The organism is Methanomassiliicoccales archaeon, from assembly GCA_014361295.1.
Lineage (GTDB): Archaea > Thermoplasmatota > Thermoplasmata > Methanomassiliicoccales > JACIVX01 > JACIVX01.
The window spans coordinates 1-12,436 of record JACIVX010000009.1 but is presented as its reverse complement, the minus strand read 5'-3'; the positions used below and the strand labels follow the sequence as shown (position 1 = coordinate 12,436).

Genomic DNA, 12,436 nt, shown 5'->3' with positions numbered 1-12,436 from the left:
CTGCAGAACACTCATTTTCAATTGAACAAGCAGATGATGCTCGTGAGCAACCTTATGATAATCAAGGAGAATGAGGCTATCTTGAAGAACACCCCTACGTGGAAGATTCTGCATGAAATGTCTCCCGAAGAGCTGGAGCAACGTTTGACCGAAATGCAACTGGACACTCAAAATTTGAATGAGAATTTAAACCAGATGCTCGGCTACACCGATCAGGCTCTCTCTACTGGAGTTGAATTCGAGACCGATGAAGAGCTTGCGGAGATTTTAGACACGATTAAGGCTGTTAAGGAGGGCGAACTTGAGCCTGACGTGGCCGCAGAGAAGGTAACTGGAGAGGAGAGAAAAAAGAAGCATCTGGAGCTTGAGGAACTTTGATTTTAGCTTATTTTCATAACTATGGTGGGAGGTGATATAGTGTCTATGGTAACAAAGAGAGATATCCTTTACTTGATATTAATATTTTTTATTGTTACAAGCTGGACTTATGGGTTTCTCTTTTCAGGTGATGAGTTAGACATAGTAGGTGCATTGTATGCTATTGGACTCCTCAGTTCGGGAGTCCTTGCAATAATGTATATCTATTCTAAAAAGCTTGAGAGAGCATCAAAAGCATTACTTCTAATGTCTTTAATAGCCATGACGGTTGGATTAGTCCAGTTATGGAGAGCGATTTCAATTTACAGAGAACTAGGAGCTGTCTATCTTAACATTGAAAATGCGGTAAAAGGAACAATAGCAGCTGTTACTGGTAATTACCCAAAGATGGACGAAGTATATTGGGGAACTGAATGGATAATACTAAAATTTGCAGCAATGTTCTTAGGGCTTCCCCTTGTTTACGGAGTGTTTCTATTCTTCCCGATTCTTTTATTACCTAAAAATTCCATATTAAGGAAGATATCGTTGTTATTTGCCTTTACCTTTGGTCTAATACTTCAAGGATACTTAATCTTTGTTTCTAAGATTGCAGAAACAGCAGACATGTTACCTTTTTATCTTTCTTTGATATTAATTACATCATGGGAAGTTCCTCTAATATTTGAAAAAGTTAAAAGGCTGAATAAACCAGAAATTCTTGCCGGAATCACTTTATTATACCTTGGGGTTTTTGGACTTTATTATCTATATTACAGCGCTTTAACAGGCGATATCGGTTGGGCTCCTAACGAGTACATTCCTATAAGCTTCTCAGGATACATAACGGGCTTGTTCCTACCATATCAGGCTTTTTTACTTTCTAATTATATCCAGAAAAAAGTACCCACTAATAAACTTGCGGTTTTATTATCCCTTCCTGCTCTTATACAGATTTTTTTAATAGCTATTATAGCTATTTATGATGGAGTAGAAGTTGATATCCCATTTTGGTATGAGATGTTGCTTTCGCCATATCTCATCCCAATTGCATTTCCTTTCCTCTCTGAGGAACTTCGTACAATTTTTGAATTTGAAGTAGAAAAACCAAAACTGATTTACGGTCCATCAATTGATGCTCTCCGTGAATTATATGAAAGGGTAGAATACATTGGAGAAGGAGGATTCGCATATGTTTTCAAGGCTATCCGAAAGAGAGATGGTAAGACAGTTGCTGTAAAAATTCCAAAAACACTAAATCCAGCTATGGGAAGAATGTTCATTAAAGAAGTTGGCAACTGGCTTCACCTTATACATCCTAACATAGTCCGTTTATACGAGGTAAACATTATTCCGGTTCCGTACATCGAGATGGAGTACTGTGAGGACTCCCTCGAAAGGGAGAAGAAGCCGATGGAGGCAGAGAAGGCGGCCTGGCTGGTCTTCAACGCGGCCGAAGGTCTGAAGTACGCACACTCCAAGAGGATACTCCACAGGGATTTGAAGCCAAGCAACATCCTCCTGAAGAACGGAATTCCCAAGATTTCCGACTGGGGGCTGAGCAAGTTTATTGGAGAGGAAAGTACCACTACAATGGCTTTTACACCATATTATGCCTCTCCCGAGCAGATAGCTCCGGAGACCTTCGGCGAGGTTGACGAGAGGAGCGACATCTGGCAGTTAGGCGTCGTCTTCTACGAACTCCTAACGGGCAAGCGCCCCTTCGACGGCGGCTCCCTTTCGAGCTTAGCCCAGGCGATAACCACGAAGGAGCCGCCGAGGCCGAGCGAGCTGAACCCCGACGCTAGGCCCTTCGACAACATCGTCCTCAAGATGCTCGCCAAGAGGAAAGAGGAGCGCTATGGGAGCGTCGAGGAGCTCCAGAGAGACCTGGCAAAGATCCTCGGCATTAGCTACCAGAGGAAGCTTGAGAGGAGCGTATCCTCAAAGGACTTCTCCCGTTCGGCCTTCTACGCCGGCGAGCTCGCGCTGATGCACCTCAAGCTCGGCAACTATAAAGATGCCCTCAAGTACCTCAACGACCTGAAGGTCTATTCCAAGAGCAGGGAGCTTGACGGCCTGATAAAACAGGTCGAGCTGGCGATGGAGGAAGGTGTCAAGCTCGGCGAGGACTTCCTTGCCCACGCCGAAGTCCTGATCCACGAGATAAAGATGGGGCGGTGAACTGGGGGCGAAATCTTGGGAGAAAAATTTGACGTTTTCATAAGCTATTACTCAAAAACCGGGAGGGATTTCGCAAAAGCCCTGAAGAAGGCCTTACAGGAAAATGGCTGGAGAGCATTCTTTGCAGAAAGCGACATACTAACGGGACAGGTGTGGGAAGACAGAATAAGGAGGGCCATCTCCGATGCCGATTATTTCATTTTGCTGCATACCACTGGAACAGAAATGAGAGAATGGGTAAGGGGGGAGTACCGACAGGCCCTAAGCCTTGGAAAGACAATAATCCCATGTATTCAGATCTTAGGGGATGACACTCTTGGGAAGATATACAGAGATATCGAGACTGCATTTCCGGGAATATCCAAGATACAGGCCATAACATGGAAATTTCCCAGTGATCTAACATCAAAGGTCATCTGGGAGTTGAAAAGGCTCCGGGAAGAAAAAGAACAGCTTGAATATCGGTTGAGCATCGATCCATATCCACGGGAGAGTACGCCTGTCCTGCAGAGAGCTAGAACCGTTGGAACGCCTCTTTCTCAGGGCGATGTTCATCTTCTCAAACTGAAGGGCTGTGCTGGCAGACATGAAAGGGAACTGGAGAGCGTCATAGATCAGGTAAAGTTCGCAATTAGAGATGGAGCTAAGTTGAGAGAGGACTCTATTGCCGAAATTGAAATTCTGATTAACGAGATAGAACTCGACGGTGAGTGCATAAAAGCATAATGCAGGTGGTGGCGATGTTCTCAAAGTCTGGCTTCACGGAGAAGGCCAAGGAAGTAGCGGAGAGGTTGGGAGTCCATCTGGTTGATGGGGGGTGAACTGGGGGTGTTGTGATGTCCTACTGGGCTAAGACGTATGGTAAGGGAAAGGCTAAGGGAGTAGCCGTTGATGAGAACGGGGACATTATCGTTGTCGGGCAGAAAGAAAAGGACGCGTTCGTTGCTCGACTTGATAAAGACGGGAACGTGAAGTGGTTCAGGACATATGGAGGAGATAAGTGGGACATCTTCAACGATGTGAAGATAGCTCCCAATGGGGACATTATTGTTGCTGGCTCCAGTTGGAGTTTTAGCGCTAGTGATAAGGATGTTTGGATTTTGAGACTAGATAGCGAGGGTAACATTAAATGGCAGAAGACTTATGGAGGAAGCAATGCTGATGTGGCTAATGCAGTTGCTATCGCTCCAAACGAGGATATTATCGTGGCAGGCTACACTGAAAGTTTTGGGGCTGGTGATTGGGATGTTTGGGTTCTCAGGCTCGATGCTGATGGTAACGTTAAGTGGCAGAAGACCTACGGGGGAAGAGATGGGGAGGGGGCTCACGCAATTGCCATCGCTGACAACGGGGACATTATTGTTGCAGGATATACTTCCAGCTTTGGCGCTGGTTTAGCTGATGTTTGGGTTCTCAGGCTTGACGAGAATGGTAATGTTAAGTGGCAGAAGACTTACGGAGGAAGAGACTGGGATCGGGCTTGGTCGGTTGCCTTAGCTGACAACGGGGACATTATTGTAGCTGGATACTATGGAGCAACTACTCTTGATGGTTCTGGGGGCAATGTTTGGGTTCTCCGCCTTCCTTCGGATGGAAACCTTCCGGATTGCGACTTCTGCAGAGACTCGAGTGCCCAGATAACCAACACAAACGTGGAGGTAAGCAATACGAACTGCGAAGTCCTTAGCGGTGTTAGAAAGTATCAGTTTGAGATCGGACTAATCAGAAAAAGACAGGAGTGGCGTACTGAACAAGCTCCCCTCGCTGTCAAAAATTCGAGTGCTCAAGTTGAAACCATCTACATGGAGCCAGAAACTCAGTACTACCGCTCTACTCATGAAACTATAATGAAAATACCCACTTCTGAAACACACCAAAAAACTGAACCTAACAAACTAGTAGCCAAAATTAAAATCCCACCAAGAGTTCCAATAGCCCCACTCGGTGAAGGCTTCCCTTCAGCTCTCCTCTCCCGCTACGAGCCCCTCGAATTCTTGGGTGAGGGCGGCTTCGCCAAAGTCTTCAAAGCAAGGAGAAAGTCTGACGGCCAAACTGTCGCCCTAAAAATCCCAAGAATTGATGAGAGAACGAGCTCGCTCTTTCTAAAAGAAATAGCCGCTTGGTATTACCTAAACCATCCCAACATTGTAAAGCTCTACAAAGCGGATATATTCCCAATTCCATACCTCGAGATGGAATACGTTGAAGGAGCTAAGATTGACGACAAAATTGTTCGGGACTTGGACAAATACCCCAAACCAGTTGACGAAAATACCGCTTTAAAACTCATCGTAGGCATTGCTGAGGGTTTGAAACATGCTCACTCGAAAGGAATCTGGCATCTCGATTTAAAACCCCTTAATGTACTTCTCAAACGTGACTTGACTCCCAAGATAACCGATTGGGGCTTAGCGAAAATAAGTACAAGGAGCTCTCTTTCAACCAACAGTGGCTACTCACCCCTTTACGCAGCTCCAGAACAGCTTGACGAGGAGACTTATGGGGTTCCAGATCATAGAACCGACATTTATGGCCTTGGTATTATCTTCTACGAACTGTTAACTGGCAAGCTTCCTTACGAGGGGTATTCACTAGGAGCAGTCGTTGGTAAGATTCTAGCAAAGGACATCAAGCCCACACCCCCATCGAAGATTAACCCTGCTTTAGCCAAGTACGATGGAATCTTTGAGAAGCTTTTGGCAAAAAGAAAGGAGGATCGCTACCAGTCCATTGAGGAATTCCTACAAGCTTTAAACGCTCTGGAAGCCCTCCACAAGGAGCGTGAAGAATTAAAGAAAAGCCTCAAAGAGACCAAGCAGACGCTAAAAAAGAGTCGCTCAAAGGAGGAGATCCAGAAGCTCACAAGAGAGGCAGTTGAAAAAACTGCAAAAATTGCGCTTTTGAGTGCTAGGCTCAATGATAAGGCCGAGCTCTTAAATGCTCTCGAGGATTTAAAAGTTTACACAAAGGAGAACCTCGACGAGCTGTTGAATGCTATCTCTCAAGTTGAGGTTATGATTAAGGAAGCTATTCCCCTTAGCGATGAATTTGTTGAAGGGCTTAGAGTTTTGCTCCCCAGAATTGAGAAGGAGGTTTAAAAATGCCCGTAGATTTGTCCGGTCCGCTGTTGAGTGAATTTGAAAAAACAAAGAAAGAATTCGACAATGCCGTTTCCAAGGGGGATATGGAGACCGCAAAGAAAAAGGCCTTGAAATGTGCCAGCTTATTAAGACAGCTTGCAAAACAAGTCCCATATAATGCCGAATTTTACTTGAAAAAGGCAAAAAAGTGGGAGAAAGTTGCCAAAGATATTGAGAGTGGAAACTTCGGCAAGAAAGCCGTTATCAGTGCCGAAGGTAAGAGGACTAAGGAAGAAGGTTCCGAGGAGGACGAGTTTAAAGAATACGTTAAAGGGCTGATAGCTAGATCAAACGTCACTTGGGGAGACATAGGAGGGCTAGAAGAGGTAAAGGTCTTGATGATGGAGACTGTGGTTATTTCAGCTTTGCAGAGACCCCAAGCTATTCAACCGTGGAAGGGGATACTCCTCTTTGGGCCGCCAGGGACGGGTAAGACCCTCCTCGCTTCAGCAGCAGCAGGAAGTTTAAACGCCACATTCTTCAACGTTAAGGCTTCAAACGTCCTGAGCAAGTACTTCGGCGAGTCGAGCAAGATAATTTCCGCCCTCTACGAGGTTGCCCGCGAGAAAGCTCCGAGCATAGTGTTTCTCGACGAGATTGATGCTTTAACTACCAAACGTTCAAACGATACCAGCGAGGCCTCTAGGAGGATGCTCTCTACACTGCTTACAGAGCTTGATGGGTTCCAAGACAAGGGAGGTGATTTGCTAGTTCTAACGCTAGCTGCCACAAACACTCCATGGGATCTTGATGAGGCAGTTCTCTCGCGCTTCCCGCGCAGGATTTACGTACCTTTGCCAGATGAGAAGGCCACGAAGGAAATCATTAAGATTAACACCCGTGGATTGGACATTTCAAGGCTTGACTTGGATGCCATAGCTGAGGAAAGCGTGAGGAGGTTTTATTCTGGAAGGGACATAAGAAATCTCTGCCAGCAGGCCATATGGAACATGATAAGGGAGGAGAACAAGGACTTGCACAGGCTCGCTTCCCTGCCCTTCGAGGAGCTGAGGAAGCGCTCTTTGAGGACGAGGCCGCTTGAGATGAGGGACTTTGAGGAGGCGTTTAAGAAGATCAAGAGCCCGCTGACGAAGAAGGATATCGAGCGCTATGAGAAGTGGGCGGAGGAGTTCGGGGGGTAGAGGAGATGAGATTTATTGATAAAAGAATCATTTTAACATTTTTATTTGTATTGTTTTTCACAGGATTAGCATCCGGGGAAAGTACCATAAAACCAACATGGTATAAAAGTATTCCAGGGGGAATATGGACAATTCAAGCTTCAAATGATTATTTTGTCGTTGGGACTCAGCGAAACACCATTTATGCATTTTCCTATTCTGGCAAGGTTTTATGGAAAAATGAGAACATTAATGGAGTCCCTTACTATATTGCAATCAATCCAACTGGAAGCTTGATTGCAGTAGGAGCTATCCAATTTTATAATGCAGATTGGAGCGAAAGTCCAAAAGACCATGCTTTGTTGTATTTGTTCACTAAGGATGGAAAGATGTTATGGTCTCTTGATCCTGAAGGAGTCAATAAAACACAAAGAATTACAGGCAACGTTCTTATAAGTGAGGATAGCAAGTATGTACTTTTTGGGATATGGAATGAGATACCCTTAGGCTTTGACAACCACAGAGTGTACATGATTGACATTTCTGGAGATGTTATATGGTACCGCTCTGTGGGGGATTATATCACTGATATAAAAGCTACTTCAGGCTTTGTGTACATTATTGTGGGAACAAGAAGTGGAGCTTACTTATTAAACAGCGAGGGAAAAAGGATTTGGGACACAACTTCTTCCTCAAGTGTTGAGATTTATCCAGTCTACAAAGTGGGTATCAATGAATTGTATAACCTTGTGATACTTGGTACGAAATCTTCGGTATACTTCCTTAATCTAAACGACGGGAAAGTCTTAAAGACGTATTCTGTAAGTGACCAACCAACTAGTATTGAGGTATCTTCAGATGGCCGGTATGTTGTTGTTGGGCTGTATAACGGAGAGATATTGACATTTAATCGTTTTGGAGAACTTTTATGGACGTATTCTAGCAGTGGCAATGCAGATGACATAGCAATATCATCGGATAGCAGTATAGTTTACCTGTACAGCAACGATGGAAATGTGTATGCATTTGACATCAAAACGGGAGATCTTAAATGGAGCTATTACACTGGAGAAGAAGGGTGGAGTATAAGTATTACTCAGGATGATTCGTATTTATTGGCAGGGGGAGCAACAACACTGTTTGTTTTTAAACCAAATGTAGGCTATCTTACGATCTATTCTACTCCATCAGGTGCTTCAGTTTATGTAGACGGCAAATTTATTGGAAAAACCCCTTTAGAAAACTATGAGCTTTCCTCGGGAGAACACTCTCTTATTATCCAAGCGGAAGGATACGAAGACTACTCTACAAGCGTGTTTATAACACCAGGAGAAACTTCCTCAGTTAATGTCAACTTAAAATTAAAAACTGGTACTTTGTCAGTCACATCTACACCCTCTGATGCCCTAGTTTACGTTAATGGTGAATACAAAGGTAGAACTCCCTTGTCGTTAGAGTTGCCTCCTGGCTCCTATACAATAAAGCTCACAAAACAAAATTATTTGGATTATGAGACAACATTAACTATTCAAGCAGGAGAAACCAAGAGCATCTCCGCTTCTTTAGTCCCTATAGGATACCTTACCGTTGATTCTACTCCTGCTGGAGCAGAGGTTTACGTAGATAACACATACATAGGTGTTACACCCGTAGAGAGCTACAAACTCGCTGTGGGCACTTATACATTACTAATACGAAAACCAGGGTACTTTGATTATACTCAAACAGTGACAATATCAGAGGGGAAAACAACCATTGTTAATGCAAAACTTATACTAAAAACGGCAACTTTGTCAGTTTCATCAACTCCTTCAAACGCTGAAGTGTATATCGGAGGAATATACAAAGGTCAAACTCCTATTACTGTTCAACTTCCTCCGGGAACTTATACTGTAGAGATTAGAAAAGAGGATTATAAGCCCCATACTGAAACTATTACTCTCCAAGCGGGAGAAGAAAGACAAATTAATGTGCAGTTAGAGGCTCTCTTTGGCTTTTTAAATGTTTACTGTAATGTTCAGGGTGCTGAGGTTTTCCTTGATGGTAAAAAGATTGGAGAGACGCCGCTAAAAGGTTACAAACTGTCAACGGGAGAGCACAAGGTCGAAGTTAAAAAAGAGGGTTACCAAATTTTTACGCAAACAATAACTATTGAACCAACAAAAACTCACACGATAAACGCAAGACTAGAACTGATTCCAACCACTTCACCTATCCAAACATCAGCCCCAACCCCATCAAGCTCATCAAGCCCGATCACAACTCCAACAAGCTCTTCTTCCACTCCACTTATCCCTGCAGAAACATCAAAACTCCTCTACATCGGAGGTCTAGCAGTTTTACTCATCTTAGGTATAGTAGTGGCCAAATCAAGAAATAAAAAGCCCAGAGAGGATATAAAACTAACTCAAGACAGAGTAAAAGACTTCCCGCCAGAACTCCTCGACAAGTATGAACCCTTGGAATTTCTCGGTGAAGGTGGTTTTGCCAAAGTTTACAAGGTTAAGAGGAAGAGTGATGGAAAAATCATCGCCCTTAAGATTTCCCGTCTCGATGAGAAGGCCAAAAAGTTCTTCCTTAAGGAGGTCAATGCTTGGCGCCTTCTCGACCACCCGAACATTGTCAAACTTTACAACGCTTTCGACGAACCAGTTCCTCACCTAGAGATAGAATTCATTGAGGGAGTGAACCTCGACGGGGAAGTTATTAGAGATCTTGGCAACTATCCAAAACCCGTTGATGAAAACACAGCCTTAAAACTAATTAAAGGTATTGCGGAAGGTTTAAAGCATGCGCACTCCAAGCAGGTTTACCACAGAGATCTTAAGCCACAAAATGTCCTCCTAAAAAGTGATTTAACACCAAAAATCACAGATTGGGGACTGGCGAAAGTTGGTGCAATTTCAACTACTGCAACTACTACAAAGGGGCTAACTCTGCTTTATGCTGCCCCAGAACAGTTAGATGAGGAACAATACGGACACACAGATGTGAGAACAGATATTTATCAGCTTGGGTTGATTTTCTACGAGCTTTTAACTGGGAAGCTTCCTTATACGGGAACTTCTCCTGCTATGGTTATGGCGAAAGTCATTAACCCGGATGTAAAGCCGAAACCGCCAAGCCACTACAAAAAGGAGTTAGCCAAATATGATGGCATCTTTGAAAAGCTTCTAGCAAAGAGAAAGGAAAATCGCTACCAATCTGTTGAAGAGTTCCTAAATGACCTTGAACTTTTAGAGAGGCTTGAAGAGGAAAAAAAGAGACTTGAGGCAGAGATAGCGAAGACTAAGACAACGATGAGCTTGACAACAGACAGCAAGGAACTTAGGAAACTCCAAAAGCAGCTCATCAAACAGTTGAACAGGAATGCTATTCTCCACGCCCACCTGAACGACAAGGCGGGGCTAATAAATGCCTTAGAGGAATTAAAGGCTCTTTCAAAGGAGCACAGAAATGAGATTGAGAACGCCATAAGCCAGCTCGAGATAATGATGAGAGAAAGCGTGCCAATAAGCAAGTCAACTCTCGACGAGCTAAGAGTCCTTCTTCACAAGGTCGAGAAGGAGGTAGAGGAATGATCCCACCTCTTAGGATTATTTCGGACAAGTTCAAGGAACTCCGGGATGAATCTGGTACAAGGAACTCCCCCAACGAACAATTGATGAAAAACCCCATCAAAGTTAAGGCGGAAAAAGCCTTTGGTATGAGCCACGTTGGGGCAAGAGAGAATGACGAAGATAACCTCCTCGTCCTCAATCTCCCCGATGCATACCTCTTGGCCGTTGCTGATGGCCTCGGTGGGCACAACGCGGGGGAAGTAGCGTCGAAGATAGCAGTGGACACCCTAAGGGAGGTCTTCGAAAAAGAGTATTCCCCAGGAATGAGTGATAAAGAGGTCAAAGAACTTCTCATGAAGGCCTATGAGGAAGCCCATAGGAGGATAAAAGAGAGCGCCGTTGGAGAAAGAGAAGGGATGGGTACGACCCTCGTAAGCGCCTTTGTTAGAGACGGGAAGGCTATAATAGCGAACACCGGCGACAGCAGGGCTTATCTGATACGGGATGGGAAAATCCTCGAGAGAACCAAAGACCACTCCCTCGTGCAGGAGCTTTTGGACAAGGGCGAGATAACCGAGGAAGAAGCCAAAAGGCACCCGATGAGGAACGTCATCACAAAGGCCCTCGGTATAGACTTCGGCGTTGACCTCTACGAGTGGAACCTCCAGAAGGGCGACGTTCTGCTCCTAAGCTCAGATGGGCTTCACGACTACGTTGATGAGGGCAGGATTGTGGAGATAGCTTCAAAAGGAAAAAGTGCTGAAGATATTGTAAGGGAGCTTATCAATGAGGTCTTGCCCGTTACGAAGGATAACGTGACGGTGGTTTGTTTGGAAACATAAATAAGTAGGTATCGAAATCTTTGGGGGTGAAAAACGATGAATCAATACTCAAAGTCCTCGAACTCAGGTAGTAATTGGACATCAATCTTGGTTATAGTTATTTCAGTGCCAGTTCATATACTCTTTATGTATTGGGTGGCGGTTTGGTTTGGATTTCCAATGGGAATTGTAACAATGTTTTTATGGGGAATACCAGTTGCAATTGTATTAAGTAAGAATAAACGTAATATCCAAGTAGCGCTGACGACTTCAACGCTAGTGATTCTTTGGTTGTTCATTTCTTGGCTTCTTTCTGGGTATTCACTACCTTGGTTTTGGATTTTTTCAACTTTTTCATCAGTTATAGTGTACTATTGGGCGGAAAAAAGGCAAAACTTTAATACTCGGATGACTACTGTGGAATTATCCAAAATTGAAGCCGAAAAAAGGGCAGAAATAAGAGAAAACCCTTCATTGGGTATATTAAAGGGTGATCAGGGATCAAAAAGAGGGACACATTCAAATTTCATTTCTAGTTTCCCACAAGAGCTCTTGAACAAGTATGAATCTTTAGACTTCCTCGGAGAAGGTGGCTTTGCTAAAGTGTTCAAAGCCAAAAGAAAAAGCGATGGTAAGATAGTGGCCGTAAAAATCCCAAGGATCGATGAGAAGACGAGCAGAACGTTTATACGAGAAGTTTCTACTTGGCTTCACTTAGATCACCCGAATATTGTCAAACTCTATGACGTAGACATTCTGCCAGTTCCACATTTGGAAATGGAGTATGTTGAGGGCGTAAAACTTGGGGACAAGATAATTAGGGATTTGGATAAATATCCAAAACCTGTTGAAGAAAACACTGCCTTAAAACTCATCAAGGGCATTGCTGAAGGATTGGCTTACGCACACTTTAAGGGTATCTACCACCGCGATCTAAAGCCCCTCAACGTCCTCCTAAAGAGCGATTTAACTCCCAAAATCACGGATTGGGGACTGGCAAAAATAGGAACCATGAGCTCGAACAGGAGTGTGATGGGATATACCCCACTCTATGCAGCCCCAGAGCATCTATTGCCCGGTAAGTATGGACATACTGATGCGAGAACAGACATCTGGCAGTTGGGAGTCATTTTCTATGAGTTGTTAACTGGAAAACTCCCGTTTGAGGGATATACTTACGAGGAAATCTTTGGAAAAATCGTGGATGAAAGCTACAAATTCACTCCACCCTCAGAAATCAACCCTGAGCTTGC

At 44.0% G+C, this 12,436-nt stretch carries 8 protein-coding genes; all 8 read left to right on the top strand.

The window, feature by feature from the left end; all coding sequences use genetic code 11:
* Window positions 1-378: hypothetical protein (locus tag H5T41_09950; protein ID MBC7109085.1), on the top strand; the 378-nt coding region annotated here is incomplete at its 5' end.
* 45 nt (window positions 379-423) lie between these two features.
* Window positions 424-2,541 (top strand): serine/threonine protein kinase, encoded by a 2,118-nt coding sequence (locus H5T41_09945; GenBank protein MBC7109084.1) that lies wholly within the window; start codon window positions 424-426, stop codon window positions 2,539-2,541.
* A 15-nt stretch (window positions 2,542-2,556) separates the two neighbouring features.
* Window positions 2,557-3,267: a toll/interleukin-1 receptor domain-containing protein gene (locus H5T41_09940; GenBank protein ID MBC7109083.1), complete on the top strand. Its 711-nt coding sequence runs from the start codon at window positions 2,557-2,559 to the stop codon at window positions 3,265-3,267.
* Between the two features lie 110 nt (window positions 3,268-3,377).
* Window positions 3,378-5,639 (top strand): protein kinase, encoded by a 2,262-nt coding sequence (locus H5T41_09935; protein MBC7109082.1) that lies wholly within the window; start codon window positions 3,378-3,380, stop codon window positions 5,637-5,639.
* A gap of 2 nt (window positions 5,640-5,641) precedes the next feature.
* Complete coding sequence (locus H5T41_09930) at window positions 5,642-6,823, top strand: ATP-binding protein (GenBank protein ID MBC7109081.1); 1,182 nt, start codon at window positions 5,642-5,644, stop codon at window positions 6,821-6,823.
* On the top strand, window positions 6,799-10,383 hold the full coding sequence (locus H5T41_09925; protein MBC7109080.1) for a PEGA domain-containing protein: 3,585 nt from the start codon (window positions 6,799-6,801) through the stop codon (window positions 10,381-10,383). Before H5T41_09930 ends, H5T41_09925 begins: the two co-directional genes overlap by 25 nt.
* Window positions 10,384-10,466: 83 nt before the next feature.
* A complete protein-coding gene (locus H5T41_09920) occupies window positions 10,467-11,204 on the top strand; it encodes a serine/threonine-protein phosphatase (GenBank protein ID MBC7109079.1) in 738 nt (245 codons plus the stop codon).
* Between the two features lie 531 nt (window positions 11,205-11,735).
* A partial coding sequence (locus H5T41_09915) for a serine/threonine protein kinase (protein ID MBC7109078.1) occupies window positions 11,736-12,436 on the top strand: 701 nt, incomplete at its 3' end.